The organism is Pseudaeromonas sp. HNCC25DJ182, assembly GCF_055413365.1.
On the sequence record NZ_JBVAYG010000009.1, the window covers coordinates 78,346 to 93,166 of the forward strand.

Consider the following 14,821-nt stretch of genomic DNA (forward strand, 5'->3'; position numbering starts at 1 on the left):
CGGTTCAGAAATAGCCTGGGCCAACGTCAAGACGACTCATGTCCATGCCCGGTGTCGCCTGTTGCAACCAGTCACGAGCGAGTGCCGCCTGGGTGCTGGTTTCTTGCGGAGACCAAGCCGGGATTTGGGCTTCGACAAAGGGGCCGGGTTTGACCTCGAAAAAGCAAAATGGCTGCTGGACACTCAGCGTGTGGATCAGTCCGGCGGGTAGTTCGATCACTTGGCCGACCGTCAGTGTCTGCCGGGTCATGACCACGCCTTGAGCATCCAGTGTCAGCAAATCCCCCTCACCGAAAAGTGGCTGGAGTAACTCCCATTGCCCTGAATGGACATGGGGGCGGAAATAGGTACCTGGTTGTGCGGCCACGACCAATCGCTGGACCCGATCCTGATGGTCACTATGCCACAGCTGGTGTGTCCGTCGCCGCGGGCTAGCAAGCGCCACCGCAAGCAGTTGTTGGCAGACGCCGTTATCGATGATTTTCATGGCTACTCCTGAACCCTCGTTATGCATGAGGCATAGTGCTGATTTGGCTCTAGTCCGTTGTCTGGGATGCAGGAGTATGCATCCACTAGCAGAGTGAAACTAGAGAGTTTGCGCTGACACGCATTTGTGAAGGGGGGGCTCTGATATGGTGAGGTTGTCCCCAGTTGTCCTCGTAAGGAATCACACTATGCGCGCAAAACAGCTTTCGCAATCGGCCTTCATTCAAGATCTGGCCTTGTTAGCTCGTTACGATCTGACCAATCTCGAGTTGGGCATCAAATTACATCAGGACTCCGATCCCGAGTTGCGCGAATCAGCACTGCGCCTGTTTCAAAAGGGCGTGATCACCGCAGCTGATGGCGGTTATCTGACGCCGTTTGGGGTTAGCTTGCTGGAGTATCTGGATCATCTATTGAATGCACTAACCGAAGCTGATTGAGCGAGCGTCGGTTCGGCCAACTGTAACAGATCCAACTTTTCTAACTCCCACCCCTGGTTTCCCGGCCGCATATGGCAGATGAAACTGATGGTGGGAGTTTTGCTTTTATCCTCGCCGATGACGACCCAGTTGATGGCGGGCGGCTTGGGTACCGAGACCTCATTGATATGTAATGACAATAGCGAGCCCAAACGAAAGCTGACATAGGTTTTGCAGCTATCGGCGGCGGCTTGCTGTTGCGGGGGCCATGCTTTATTGGCTGCGGGGGCCGGCGTCTTGGCATACGTTGGCGCCATGACCAACAGTAGGGACATAGCCACTAGGGTGGCGATTGGCATTTTGGTCATAGCTTTCGTTGCCGGGATGCAGGATGACGCCAGTGGATTTGCGCTGGCAGTAAGAGCCCGCTTTGGTTCACGGTTTCCTGCTCGATGAGTTGGCGTAACAGATCGAAGGCTCGGCCCGCCATGGCCGGACAGTCCTGGGCTATGGTGTCGATGCGTAGCGGCAGGCAGTCAAACAGATAGTGATCGTCGAAGCTGCAGAGGTGAATATCGGCATCCATCAGCTGATGCTGGTTCAGATAACGCAAGACACCTTCGAGCAAACCACAGGCCGCGGTGAACAAGGCCTTGGGTGGGCGCCCCAGTTCGGCACACAGCTGCGCCATCATTTCGTAGCCGGAGCTGGGGCTGAAGTTGCCGTGACGAATCCAATGCGGTTTACCCGTGACTCCTGCCCGCTGCAGTCCTAATTCATAACCGGCCAGTCGCTCCCGGCTCGGCTCCAGTCGCAGCTGGCCGCCCAGATAATAGATCTCTTCCGGATGCAGGATCGCCAGGTTCTCCACCAATTCGGCAGTTGATTCAATCGAGTCGGTAATCACCCAGGGCAGCGTGGATTCCGCGATCCGTCGATCCAGTTGCACCACAGGTAAGCGGGTACTGATTTTCTGGTATTCGCTATCCGATAACGAGCTGGAGGCCACGATCAACCCATCCACCTGACGCTGCATCAGACTATTGACCGCCATCATCTCCTGGCTGGGGTTTTCATCCGAACAGGCTATCAGTAGCTGCAGTCCGGCTTCGCGGCACAGGGTCTCCAATTCACGGGCAACCGAAGCGAAACCGTAGTTGGTCATTTCTGGTACCACCAGCCCCACAGTCTGGGAACGGTTGGAACGCAGGGCCCGGGCATGAATACTGGGTTGATAGTGTTGTTCGGCCGCGATAGCCAGAATGCGATCGCGGGTTTCGTCGGCAACGCGATACTCTTTACTGCGGCCATTAAGCACCAGACTGGCGGTGGCCTTGGAGACGCCCGCCAATCCGGCTACATCGCTGATGGTGATTCGTTTGCTTGTCTTCACGGCATCGTTCTATGCGTAAAATGAGTCCTCATTCTATCACGGGCATAGCCAGCGGCCAGTGCTGGAGGTTGACTTGTGCCGTGCCAGTAAAGTCAAAACTCAATTTATGCTGTGGAAAGTAGCGCGCTGACATCACTGCGGCTCCACCATTGATAAAGATCTCCACGCTGGAGTGGTCGCACAAGATCTGCAGATCGGTCAGATTACCGCGCCAATACCTGTGTTCCGGCTCTGCGGTCCGGATATGGGGGCGACTCAAGACCAGGCGTTCGCCATCCCACGCCAAGCTCAGTGCGGTGCCTAACTGCAAACGGAAAGGGCCATCGCATTGCAGCCTGAGTTCGGCGCTGTCTGCTGGATAAAGAGGGGCGTCATCGGCCACGCCTTGCCAGTAACTATGCGCACCGCGCAGCAGCTGCAGCTCCCGTGCCGGTCGCTGATAGAGTTGCCCCTGGTGGTAACTCAGCTCGCGGGGGCAGGTCATGGTGTGGATCCAGCCCTGGGCGACCGTGGGCTGCAGCAATTCATCCTGATCCGGAATGCCCATCCAGGCAAACAGCAACCGGCGGCCATCTTCCGCTCTGGTGGTTTGCGGTGCATAGAACTCAAATCCCAGATCCAGTTCGTGAAACTCTCCATGGGGAAAACAGGCCTGCGCATAGTCGAGCTGACCGACAAAATAGCCGGCTTGATGGGTATTGAGATAGCGTTCGGCTTCCGCGGGCAGACCTTGTGGACAGCAGATCAGGATATCCTGTCCCTCCAACTCGAATAGGTCCGGACACTCCCACATATAGCCGAAATCGCCTAGCCCGTTGAGCCGGCTACCGGCGATGTCGCCACACGAGTGCCACTGCTGCAGGTCGTCGGAAACCAGCAGGATCACCTTGCCGTGCTGCTGTAAATCCTGGGCGCCCAGTACCATGTACCAGCGTCCATCATGCTGCCAGACCTTGGGGTCGCGGACATGACCGCTATAGCCTGCAGGCAATGGCAGCACTGGGCCCAACTTGTCAAACTCATCACGCTCATTGGCGATAGCCAGGCACTGGTTGGCGGTGCGGGAGCCGTCAGGGTATTTCACATTCCCGGTATAGATCAGCATGATGCGATCATCCTGCACCACGGCCGATCCGGAGTAGCAGCCATGGCTCTCGTAGGGTTCGCTAGGGACCAGAGCCACCGGCTCATGACGCCAGTGCAGCAGATCGGTGGAGCTCCAGTGGCCCCAGAATTTGGCACCATGTGCGCAGGCAAACGGATTCCATTGGTAGAACAGGTGGTAGCGTCCCTGGTGCTGGATAAAGCCGTTGGGATCATTCAGTAAGCCGACAGGTGGCGCCAGATGCCAGCAAGGCCGCAAGGGGTCGGCGGCCGCAATAGGTTGCCCGGTCATCAAGGACCGGGCCAGTTGTTTGAGTAAACTTGTTTCGTCCATCAGCAGGCGTCCATTATTCGCTATCGGTCTGATATTTCAGTACGAACGAGATGATGAAGGCGGCGCCGAAGGCAATCACCAGACCAATCAGATAGCTGATGACCGAGCTGGCTTGCACGATGGCAATCCCCGGAATACCGGTCAGGCCTACCGCGGTCATGCCCACATGGTTGGCTACTACCCAGGCACCGCCCAGTGCACCACCCGCCAGCGCAGCCAGGAAGGGCTTCATGAAGCGCAGATTGATACCAAAAATGGCGGCCTCGGTGATCCCCAGCAGTGCAGACAGCGCGGAGGGAACAGCAATCGCCTTGATTTTGACATCCCGGGTCTTGAAGTAGACCGCCAGACAAGCACCACCCTGGGCAACGTTGGCCATGGACCAGATCGGCAGCAGGAAGTTGACGCCAATATTCGGGTTACCGAGCAGACCTGCTTCGATGGCATGGAAGCTGTGGTGAATGCCGGTGATTACGATGGCAGAGTAGGTTCCGCCGAAGACCAGACCGGCCAACCAACCTGCCTGATCGATCAGGGTGCTCAGCACAAAGGAGATACCATCACCGAGGGCACGACCGGCTGGGCCAATGAACAGCAAGGCGACGAAGCCGGTGATGATCACGGTCAGGAATGGTGTCAGGATCAGATCCAGGGCATTCGGGATCACCTTGCGCAGGCGCTTTTCCAGCAAACTCATGAACCAGACCGCCAGCAGTACCGGAAAGACGGTGCCCTGATAACCGATCATGGCCACGTCCAGACCGAAGAAGTCCATGGTTTTGAAGCCACCGGCGACGCCCCAGGCATTGGTCAAGGCCGGATGGGTCAGGATGCCCCCCAGCGTCGCCCCCAGGTAGGGGTTGCCGCCAAATTCACGCGCTGCGGTAAAACCAATCAGCACTGGCAGAATGATAAAGGCCGCCGAGCTGAACATGTCCAGCATGATAAAGATGGCGCTATCCGGATTAGCCCAGCCGTAGGTGCGAACCATTCCGAGCAGCCCCATCAACAGACCGGAGGCCACAATCGCCGGAATGATGGGCACAAAGATATTCGACAGCAGGCGCGCAACCCGTTGCAGAGGATTAAGTTTTTGCGCGGCGATATCGGTGAGTTCGGCTTTGCTGGTTTCGGTAATACCGGCCACTTTGCTGAACTCGGCAAAGACCTTGTTGACGATGCCGGTACCGAAAATAATCTGGATTTGACCGGCATTACTGAAGCAACCCTTGACCCCGTCCAGGCGATCGATAGCGGCTTTGTCAATCTTGCTGTCATCGACCAGTACCAGACGCAAACGGGTGGCACAGTGTGCGGCACTGGCGATGTTTTCCTTGCCGCCGAGTAAGGGCAACAGGGCTGTGGCTGTGGTGTGATAATTCATATTGATCCTCACTGGTGGGTGAACCTTCAGGCTCACGACACACTTGTCCTATAGTTCTTAGTCAAGCAGCTCCAGTATGGAGCTGCTTGCTGTTCCGAAAAATGATTAGAACCAGGTTTCCATCTGGACGCCGAAATTCAGCTGACCACCGGATCCGAAGCCGGTTTCACCCAAGGAGTCATCCTGGGCGTAGGCATCCAGCTTGCTGTCCCAATCCATATAGGTGGCAAACAGACGCAGTTCGGGACGACTGAAGAAATTGGCGATATCACCTGCTTTGAAGGTTGGGGCGAAAGTCAGCTTATAGAAGCCACCATCCACAGCCTGGCGGGAGTTATAACCCTGTGGATCCAGATCCATGTACTGGTAGCTCCCCTCGTAAGCCAGTGCGAAATTGGGGTTGATCTCCTGCACCACTCGGGCATTCAGCGTGACCCAGCCATAGTCATCGTCTTTGACGTAACGGTCCTGGCTGCGTTGCGCCATCAACACAGGCGCTATGCTCCAGTTGCTGGCCAATGCTGTTGTGCCGTAAGTCGCAAAGCGCACAGTCTGGGCATCTTCCGAGAGATTGCTGTCAGAGCCTAAGCCTTTGACCTCGGCCCCCAGCCCCTGACCATACAACAAGGCGGTTTTGGAGCTGCCATCCTTGAAGCCATAAAAGCTGGTGGCATGGTAGGCCAGCAGGGTATGGACACCCGTGTCGGCGGCGTCCTGTACGCCTTGACTCCCCGTATTGCTCCGGGCTTCATTATCCTTCGCCTTCAGGCCGCTGATCATCCACTGCAGGTTACCAAAACTGTTATTGGCGGTGAGGATGTAATTCTGGATGTCGCCGTTGACATCATCGATGGCGCCAAAGCTGCGGCCATAGAGCGAAAAATTACTCTTCGCGCTGTCACTCCATTTGACGTCGTAGATGCCCGCGCCAGTACCGGCCAGGAAAATGATATCGGAATCGAGCCAATGGATATCAAAGTTATCCCGGTCGAAGCGCTTACCGGCCCACAGGGTCGAATCTTTAAATACGCCCGTGAACGTTGGCATGCTGCCCAATTCGGCGAACAACTGACGAACGTTGAGAGCGCTGCTGGAGCCGGTCCAGTCGTTGTAACTGCGTTGGCCATCTGCCAGCATCACCTTGAAGCGGGTCGTAGCGCCGTTATCCAGGGTGGATTTCTTTTCCAGATTCAATTCGACGTAGCTATCCGGTTCATTGCCCAGACGACCTACGGCACCGCCGGTTTCTCCGGCTGGAGTCAGATAGGGGCCACCTTCCGTGCCGGTACCACCGTCGCCGATCAGCAAGCCGGAGCGGGCATAACCGTGGAATTCCACACCACTGCCAGCGAGGGTGTTAGTGGTCAGATCCTCGGTACGTTTGGCGACTTCTGCGGTAGCCGCTTCGCTCTGCGTGGTTCGGGCTTCGAGCTGTTGGGTCTGTTGTTCAGCGGCCGTGGCTTTGGCTTCGGCAGCCATGGCGCGTTGTTCGGCCTCTGCCAGACGTTGCTCCAGAGCTTGCAGACGCATCTCGACCGCGCTTGGCGAAGCGGCCTGAGCCATGTTCATGGTGGTAGCCAGGGCGACGGCCGTGGCGAGGTAGCTGATTTTTATCATGTGGGTATCTTCCTTTGATCGGGCACAGAGTTTTTGTTATGGCTAACCGATTAGCTAAACCGGTTTTGCTGGTTTGGAAATTAGCCAAAACAATCCTGCTTTGCAAAGAAGTTTGCTAACCCGTTTCAGCCTTTGTGATCTGCCTAGCATTCATCTTGTGCTTTAAAATTAAACAGACTCTTTTGGGTTATTTATGTGTGGAATCATCTGACAACCGGGAGCGGGTTGCACTCGACCCGGTAGACGGCGGACTTCGAGAAGGGGATAACGCCAAGGAGGATATGGTCCTGGCCAGCACTATGGGGCAGGGCTGTTCTGCAACTGAGACCGATAAAAAAACCGGGACAAGCCCGGCAAGAAGTGGCATCCCAATCCGGGACACACAGGCTACCCCGCACTGTCAGGGCACCCTCAGGAATTTATGAGTCAAAAACTCCGCTAGCTGACGATGGCTCGGTAGAGCCGTCATGGCTCCTCGCGCCGTGGTAGCCAGAGCGCCACAACCTTGGGCTTGCTGGATGATTGGGAGCAAGTGCTCCCAGCCCGGCAGTTGAGGATGTTCCGCCAGACCGGCCAATAACCCGGCGACAAAGGCATCACCAGCTCCTGTCGTATCAACCACTTGAATGCTGCGTGCGGCCAGGTGATGCAGTTGTTGGCCGTCATGGGCCAGTACGCCATCACCACCTAGCGTGACCAGAAGTAACTGGATCGGATAACGTCCCATCAGCTGCTCGATAGCCATCTCCATATCTATCGGGCCACACAGATAGGTCAGCTCTTCCCGGGAGAGTTTGACCACGGTTGCCAATGCCAGTGCCTGTTCCAGGCATGCGCGGATCTCGCTCGGGTCAGGCCAGACCTCCAGGCGGATATTGGGATCGAAGCTGACATAACCATGGGTCGCCCGGATCGCTTGCATGGCTGTCAACGCGGCACTGCGGCTGGGCTCCTGAGCCAGGGCTATGGAGCACAGATGCAACCATTGCCCGGCACTAAATTCAGGTAATTCATCAGGTTGCAGGAATAGATCGGCACTGGGTTTAACCAGAAAGGTAAAACTGCGCTCTCCGTGATCATCCAGATCGACAAGCACCGTCGAGGTACGATGCAGCGGATCTCCCGCCATATGGTCGGTATTCACACCTTCGTCAGCCAGCACCTGACGCATAAAGTTGCCGAGAGGATCGGCGCCGACCCGACCGATAAAGGCACTGTCGCCAGCCAGTCTGGCGATGCCGACTGCCACATTGGCAGGAGCCCCTCCTGGACATTTCAGATAGCGGTCACTGCCATCGGGCACCAGGTCCACCACGGCATCGCCCAATACCCAGACTCGATTTGTCATAACTCACCTCACAAATAAACTGGACACAAATTAGCTAAACCGATTTAATTTTGCAATTGCTCAACGTGCAGTACCTCTACTTTGTGAGCTGCCCCCATTTACGGGTCCTCAATCATTCGCCCTGGATCGTACTGGAGGTCTACTTACTGGTTATGTCGGCCGTGAGCTTGGGGGAGTGGATGCAGGCACCACAGCTTTGGGTTAATCTGGGAGCAGGCCCGCCTCAGGTCTGCCACTTGTTAGGAGAGCAGCATGATCAGGAACGTCACCCCGGACGATGGCGCTGCCATCAGCGCCATTTACAACCATTATGTCGAGCAGAGTGATATATCGTTTGAGGAGGTGGCGGTAACGCCTCAGGAGATGGCAGCCCGAATCACCAGTATCAGTGATCGGTATCCCTGGGTGGTGTTTTGCGAAGGGGAACAAGTGCTGGGTTACGCCTATGCCAGTGCCTGGAAGAGTCGTGCCGCCTATCGTTATAGCGTCGAAACCTCAGTCTATCTGGCGCCCAGTGCCCGGGGGCGCAATCTGGGCACCGAGCTGTATCGTGAGCTGCTACCCCGATTAAGAGAGGCAGGCTACCACACGGCCGTCGCCTGCATCAGCTTGCCGAATGCCGCCAGTATTCATCTGCATGAGAAGATGGGCTTCAGCAAGGTGGCTCACTTCAAGGAGGTGGGGTTTAAGCGCGAAAAATGGATCGATATCGGCTATTGGCAACTCTCTCTGTCGCGGGTTCGCCCCCATCTTTCCGGTGAGAGCATGGCTGAACCGGCGCTGGAATAAGCCTCAGGATCCTGGGTTGGTTTTGAGCAGCGCAATCGTTTTTTTGAGGGCAAAAAAGCAATAATTTTGCTTTGGTTCAACGAGCGTGGCTGCTATACATATAGCCCTTTTTTTTCGTGAACCTCGCCGCGGTCGCGGTGGCAACCAGGGAAGTCAGGCAGCCATGATCCCGAGACTCAATATCCAGGATGGAATTACCCCCGTTTATCACACCTTTATCGAGGCGCTGATTGACGCCGGTTTTGCCGGTGATGTCGAAAGCTCCTACTCCAGCCGTCTGGCCGTGGCGACGGATAACAGCGTCTATCAGTGGTTACCCCAAGCGGTGTTATTTCCCCGCAGCACCGCCGATGTGGTGTTGCTGACCACGCTGGCGCGAGCGCCTAAATACAGTGGCATCAGTTTTTCGGCACGAGGCGGCGGTACCGGGACCAATGGCCAGTCCTTGAACGATGGGCTCATCGTGGATCTCTCCCGTCATATGCATGGCATTCTGGAGTTCAATCTCGAAGAGCGCTGGGTACGAGTGCAAGCGGGGCTGGTCAAAGACAAACTCAATGAATTCCTCAAGCCCCACGGCCTGTTCTTCTCGCCCGAGTTGTCAACCAGCAACCGGGCGACCATTGGCGGCATGATCAATACCGATGCTTCGGGGCAGGGCTCTTTAGTCTATGGCAAAACATCGGCCCATGTACTGGCGGTAACTGCCGTTCTGGATGACGGCTCCTTACTGCAGGCCCATCCGGTTCAGGGGGAGGCTCTGGACGCCAAGTTGGCTGACACCGGTCGGGAAGGGGCTATCTATCGTCAGGTGCTGGCGTCGGCGCGGGATAAACGAGCTGAAGTGGAAGCGACCTTCCCCAAACTTAACCGCTTCCTGACCGGTTATGATCTCAAGCATGTCTATGATCCCGCCTGCGACGGGGTGGACTTGAGTCGTCTGCTGTGCGGCTCGGAAGGGACGTTAGCCTTCATTACCGAGGCCAAGCTGGATCTGACGCCGATCCCGACGTTCCGCACCCTCGTCAACGTCAAATACGACAGCTTCGAATCGGCTTTGCGCAATGCTCCGGTGATGGTGGCGGCTGAGGCCTTATCGGTGGAGACTGTCGACTCGCGGGTACTGGATCTGGCCCGTGGCGATATCATCTGGCATTCGGTCAAATCACTCATCGAAGATGTCCCGGGCAAGACCATGCTGGGGATTAATATCATCGAATTTGCGGGTGATGATGCCAGCGAGCAGGCGCGCAAGGTGCAGGCACTGACCGCTCGTCTGGATGGGCTGTTAGCCGCCGGAGAGGGCGGAGTGATCGGCTACCAGGTTTGTGATGAGCTGGCGAGTATCGAAACCATCTACGCCATGCGCAAGAAGGCGGTGGGCCTGCTCGGCAACGCCAAGGGCCGCAAGAAGCCGGTACCCTTTACCGAAGATACAGCCGTACCTCCGGAGAAGCTGGCCGATTTCATCATGGAGTTCCGTGCCCTGCTGGATGCCAACCAACTCTCCTATGGCATGTTTGGTCATGTCGATTGCGGGGTTCTGCATGTGCGCCCGGCGCTGGATTTGTGCGATCCGGAGCAAGAGGTTGTGCTGCGCAAAATTTCCGATCAGGTGGTGGCGTTGACCGCCAAATATGGTGGTCTGATGTGGGGTGAGCATGGCCGTGGTTTCCGCTCCGAGTATGGCCCTGCCTATTTCGGAACCTTGTTCGATGAGTTGCGCAAGATCAAGGCGGCATTTGACCCGCTAAACCGGATGAATCCAGGCAAGATCTGCACCCCGATGGGGGTCGATACGCCTCTGGTCTCCGTGGACGCTACCAAGCGCGGTGCTTATGACCGCCAGATCCCGGTGGCGGTGCGCGACAGTTTTACCGATGCTTTATCCTGCAATGGCAATGGCCTGTGCTTCACCTTCGAACACAGCTCGCCCATGTGCCCTTCCTTCAAGCTGACGGGGGATCGTCGTCACTCACCGAAAGGGCGTGCCACCCTGATGCGGGAATGGCTGCGCCAGCTCGAGGTACAGGGCTATGATCCCTTAGCTGAAGAGGTGGAAATCCACCATGGCGGTGTGCGCTGGCGTGAATTGGTCGGCCGGGTCCGCAATACCCTGAGCAAGGCACGGGGCGAGTATGATTTCTCTCACGAAGTGATGGAGGCGATGCAGGGCTGTCTGGCCTGTAAGGCCTGTGCCAGTCAGTGCCCGATCAAGGTTGATGTTCCGGCCTTCCGTTCCCGGTTCATGGAGATCTATCATCAACGCTATCTGCGTCCAGCCAAGGACTACTTCGTGGCGACGGTGGAATCCTATGCGCCGCTGATGGCCAAGGCCCCCGGCGTCGTCAATTATTTCTTGAAGCAAAATTGGGTCCAGAAGGCCACCGAAAAAACCATTGGTATGGTGGATGTGCCGATCCTCAGCGAGCCGACCCTCAAGCAGGAGCTGGCCGGACACGCCGCCTCCTTGTTCAATCTGGAACAGCTGGAGGCGCTCTCTACCGAGGAGCGGCAGAAGGTGGTGCTGGTGGTGCAGGATCCTTTTACCTCCTATTACGATGCTCCCGTGGTGCGGGATCTGGTTCTGCTGATGGAGAAGCTGGGTTTCCGTCCGTTACTGGTGCCGTTCAAACCGAATGGCAAGCCACAACATATCAAAGGCTTCCTGCGCAGCTTTGCCCGCACGGCGGCCAACGCAGCCCAGTTCTTTAACCGTCTGCACCATCTGGGTATCCCGATGGTCGGGCCGGATCCAGCCATGGTGTTGTGCTATCGGGATGAATATGCGAAGGCGCTGGGAGATGCGCGGGGGGATTTCAACGTTCAACTGCCCCAGGAGTGGTTACTGTCGGTATTGGCACAGGTAAACATTGCGCCTCGCGAGGCCAAGGCACCGTTTTACCTGTTTGCACACTGTACCGAGAAGACGGTCAAACCCTCGACCCATGGTGACTGGAGCAAGCTGTTCAGCCATTTTGGCGTCGAACTCAAATCCATCGCCGTGGGCTGCTGTGGCATGGCGGGAACCTATGGCCATGATGTGAAGCATTTGCAGGATTCCAAGGATATCTACCAGATGAGTTGGGGGCCAGCCATGGCTAACTTGCCGAAGAGTCAGTGTCTGGCCACCGGCTATTCCTGCCGCAGCCAGGTCAAACGGATGGAAGGCGAGAAGCTGTTACACCCGGTACAGGCGTTGTTAGGTCTGCTGTAACGCGACAGGACGCCAACCAGCAAGCCAGGTAGACTAGCAGGCGCACCGCCAGGTGCGCCTTTTTCATGGGAGCAATCGGCAACATGAGCATCTGGAAACGGGATTTTACCCTGCAGAGTCTGAATCAGGGCTCTGAAAATACCCTCGTGGCCCATCTGGGGATCTGCTACAGCGACGTGGGCGAGGACTACTTGCAAGCCACCATGCCCGTCGGGCCGCAGACGCACCAACCCTTGGGTATGTTGCATGGTGGCGCTTCAGTGGTATTGGCCGAGACGCTCGGCTCGGTGGCGGGGAATCTGTGCGTCAGCCGAGATTATTACTGTGTGGGGCTGGAAATCAACGCCAATCATGTACGCGCGAAGCGGGATGGATATGTGACGGGAACGACCCGGGCCTTGCATCTGGGCGCGACGACTCAATTGTGGCAGATCGAGATCCACGATGAGCGACAACGGCTCATCTGTACCAGCCGGATCACCTTGGCCATCCTGAAGAAAAAGTAATTGAATGAGATAATTGTCACATTTCTCGCGACAATATGTCTAAGCTATGTATATAATCTGCCCCCCTTGCGATACCGGGCCAGCAGCGACATGAGAGATTTGCCGCTAGGAGCCCGTTTTCATTCCTCTTAACCGGAAGAACTTATGTCTGAAGTTGAAACTGTTCCGAGCTTTACCGAGCTTGGCCTTGCTGAACCGATCCTCAAAGCCATTCTTGATGTTGGCTATGAAACCCCATCCCCCATCCAGGCTGGCGCTATCCCGCCGCTGCTGGAAGGCCGTGACATTTTAGGCCAGGCGCAAACCGGTACCGGTAAGACCGCTGCCTTTGCTCTGCCGCTGCTGTCTCGCCTCAACCCCCGTGACACCGCCACCCAGATCCTGATCCTGGCTCCAACCCGTGAATTGGCGATCCAGGTTTCTGAAGCATGCCAGAGCTACGCCAAATATCTGCCAGATTTCCATGTGCTGCCTATCTACGGCGGCTCTTCCTACGAAACTCAGATCCGTGCATTGAAGCGCGGTGCCCAGGTTGTCGTCGGGACGCCGGGCCGGGTCATGGACCTGATGCGTAAAGGCAAGCTCGACTTGTCTGCACTGCGCGCCCTGGTTCTGGATGAAGCGGACGAAATGTTGCGTATGGGTTTCATCGACGATGTGGAGTGGGTCATCGAACAGTGCCCGCACGATCGCCAGATTGCCTTATTCTCCGCGACCATGCCGGATGTGATCCGTCGTGTTGCTCATCGTCACCTGCAAGAGCCGGCCGAGGTGAAAATTGCCTCCAAGACCAGCACTGCTTCTACCGTGCGTCAGCGCTACTGGCTGGTTTCCGGTCTGCACAAGCTGGATGCCATGACCCGTCTGCTCGAAGTCGAGCCCTATGATGCCTTGCTGGCCTTCGTCCGTACCAAGACGGCTGCCGAAGAGCTGACCAGCAAGCTGGCTGCCCGCGGCCATGCCTGTGAAGCCCTGCACGGTGATATTCCGCAGAAATTGCGTGAACGCACCGTGGAAAAGCTCAAGAACGGCCAAGTGGACATTCTGGTTGCCACCGACGTGGCGGCCCGTGGTCTGGATGTTGAGCGTATTACCCACGTGGTAAACTACGATATTCCTTACGATACCGAATCCTATGTGCACCGGATTGGTCGTACCGGTCGTGCTGGCCGCACCGGCGATGCCATCTTGTTTGTTGCGCCCCGCGAGCGCCGGATGTTGCGTGCCATCGAGCACACCACGCGTCAACCGATTGAGCCGATGCATATGCCATCTGCCCAGGACATCAACAAGCATCGCATGGAAGTGTTCAAGCAACAGATCCGTGACACCCTGCTGTCTGACGATCTGGAGCAGTACCAGGAAGTGGTGAACGAATTCCTGCAGGATGACAGCGTCGAGCCGTTGGATCTGTGCGCCGCACTGGCCAAGATGGTCAAGGGTGACGAGCCGCTGTTTATGGACGAGAGCCAACCTGAGCCGTCACAACGCAGCTCCGAGCGTAATGATCGTAATGAGCGCTTTGATCGCAATGACCGTAGCGACCGTTTCAGCAGTGAAGATCGTCCGCGTCGTGAGCGCAGCAAGACCCCGTCTGCCGGCGCTCGTCCGCTGAAGGATCATCCGGATGTGGTGACCCAGCGTTACCGCGTTGAAGTGGGCTACGAACACGGCGTCAAGCCGGGTCAGATCGTCGGTGCAATTGCCAATGAAGCCGACATCGGCAGTGCCTTCATCGGCCATATCGAGATTTTCGATACCTTTACCACCGTCGATCTGCCGGAAGGCATGCCGACCGAGACCATGGAGATCCTCAAGCGCGCCCGCGTCTGTGGCCGTCCGTTGGAGATCAGCCATTTTACCGGTCAAATGCCAGAGCGCACCGAGCGCAGTGGCAAGCCGTTCGCGGATCGCCGCCCACGCCCGGAAGGCAGCCGTTCTCCTCGTCCGGAAGGTGGTCGTGATCGTCCGTTTGGCGATGCCAAGCGTAGCGGTGCACCGCGCAAGTTCGACAACAAGCCGAAGTTCGATAAAGGTGGTCGCAACGACCGTTAATCCCGTCATCTGAACGACTGGTTCTGAATGCCCCTGCTGAAAAGCAGGGGCATTTTTTTTGAGTTTGATATCGAAAGCGACAATCTAATGGGTTCAGTCCCTCCATGTGGTTAGAAATCGCGTGATGTGCGTGTTAGCCCCAGCCCGTTTGCATGGCCTATCCTTGTTG

Annotated in this window: 12 protein-coding genes; 5 read left to right on the plus strand and 7 right to left on the minus strand. The window is 56.8% G+C overall.

The window, feature by feature from the left end; translation table 11 throughout:
- Window positions 1-4: 4 nt before the first annotated feature.
- Window positions 5-487, minus strand: coding sequence for a WbuC family cupin fold metalloprotein (locus tag ACZYUB_RS09175; RefSeq protein WP_463947300.1), 483 nt, complete (start codon window positions 485-487; stop codon window positions 5-7).
- Between the two features lie 187 nt (window positions 488-674).
- On the opposite strand from ACZYUB_RS09175, the gene ACZYUB_RS09180 reads away from it, so the two are divergent.
- Window positions 675-926, plus strand: a complete 252-nt coding sequence (locus ACZYUB_RS09180; RefSeq protein ID WP_463947302.1) for a TIGR02647 family protein — start codon at window positions 675-677, stop codon at window positions 924-926.
- Here the strand turns inward: ACZYUB_RS09180 and ACZYUB_RS09185 are convergent.
- The 6 genes from ACZYUB_RS09185 to ACZYUB_RS09210 form a co-directional block, all read right to left on the minus strand.
- The gene (locus ACZYUB_RS09185) at window positions 893-1,273 is read right to left on the minus strand and encodes a hypothetical protein (protein WP_463947304.1); all 381 of its coding nucleotides are present in this window, start codon (window positions 1,271-1,273) and stop codon (window positions 893-895) included. The genes ACZYUB_RS09180 and ACZYUB_RS09185 overlap by 34 nt on opposite strands.
- A complete protein-coding gene (locus ACZYUB_RS09190) occupies window positions 1,270-2,298 on the minus strand; it encodes a substrate-binding domain-containing protein (protein WP_463947306.1) in 1,029 nt (342 codons plus the stop codon). Before ACZYUB_RS09190 ends, ACZYUB_RS09185 begins: the two co-directional genes overlap by 4 nt.
- 28 nt (window positions 2,299-2,326) lie before the next feature.
- Window positions 2,327-3,736, minus strand: coding sequence for a glycoside hydrolase family 32 protein (locus ACZYUB_RS09195; RefSeq protein ID WP_463947308.1), 1,410 nt, complete (start codon window positions 3,734-3,736; stop codon window positions 2,327-2,329).
- Window positions 3,737-3,749: 13 nt separating this feature from the next.
- A complete protein-coding gene (locus tag ACZYUB_RS09200) occupies window positions 3,750-5,120 on the minus strand; it encodes a sucrose-specific PTS transporter subunit IIBC (protein WP_463947310.1) in 1,371 nt (456 codons plus the stop codon).
- Window positions 5,121-5,225: 105 nt separating this feature from the next.
- Window positions 5,226-6,737, minus strand: coding sequence for a carbohydrate porin (locus ACZYUB_RS09205; protein ID WP_463947312.1), 1,512 nt, complete (start codon window positions 6,735-6,737; stop codon window positions 5,226-5,228).
- 400 nt (window positions 6,738-7,137) lie between these two features.
- Window positions 7,138-8,085 (minus strand): aminoimidazole riboside kinase, encoded by a 948-nt coding sequence (locus ACZYUB_RS09210; RefSeq protein WP_463947314.1) that lies wholly within the window; start codon window positions 8,083-8,085, stop codon window positions 7,138-7,140.
- A 252-nt stretch (window positions 8,086-8,337) separates the two neighbouring features.
- On the opposite strand from ACZYUB_RS09210, the gene ACZYUB_RS09215 reads away from it, so the two are divergent.
- The 4 genes from ACZYUB_RS09215 (at window position 8,338) to ACZYUB_RS09230 (ending at window position 14,652) form a co-directional block, all read left to right on the plus strand.
- Window positions 8,338-8,874 (plus strand): arsinothricin resistance N-acetyltransferase ArsN1 family B, encoded by a 537-nt coding sequence (locus ACZYUB_RS09215; protein ID WP_463947316.1) that lies wholly within the window; start codon window positions 8,338-8,340, stop codon window positions 8,872-8,874.
- 163 nt (window positions 8,875-9,037) lie between these two features.
- Window positions 9,038-12,091 carry a D-2-hydroxyglutarate dehydrogenase YdiJ gene (gene ydiJ / locus ACZYUB_RS09220; RefSeq protein WP_463947318.1) on the plus strand — a complete coding sequence of 1,018 codons (3,054 nt, stop codon included), beginning with the start codon at window positions 9,038-9,040 and terminating at the stop codon, window positions 12,089-12,091.
- An 83-nt stretch (window positions 12,092-12,174) separates the two neighbouring features.
- Window positions 12,175-12,597, plus strand: a complete 423-nt coding sequence (locus tag ACZYUB_RS09225; protein WP_463947320.1) for a hotdog fold thioesterase — start codon at window positions 12,175-12,177, stop codon at window positions 12,595-12,597.
- A gap of 144 nt (window positions 12,598-12,741) precedes the next feature.
- Complete coding sequence (locus tag ACZYUB_RS09230) at window positions 12,742-14,652, plus strand: DEAD/DEAH box helicase (protein WP_463947322.1); 1,911 nt, start codon at window positions 12,742-12,744, stop codon at window positions 14,650-14,652.
- The last annotated feature ends 169 nt before the right edge of the window (window positions 14,653-14,821 follow it).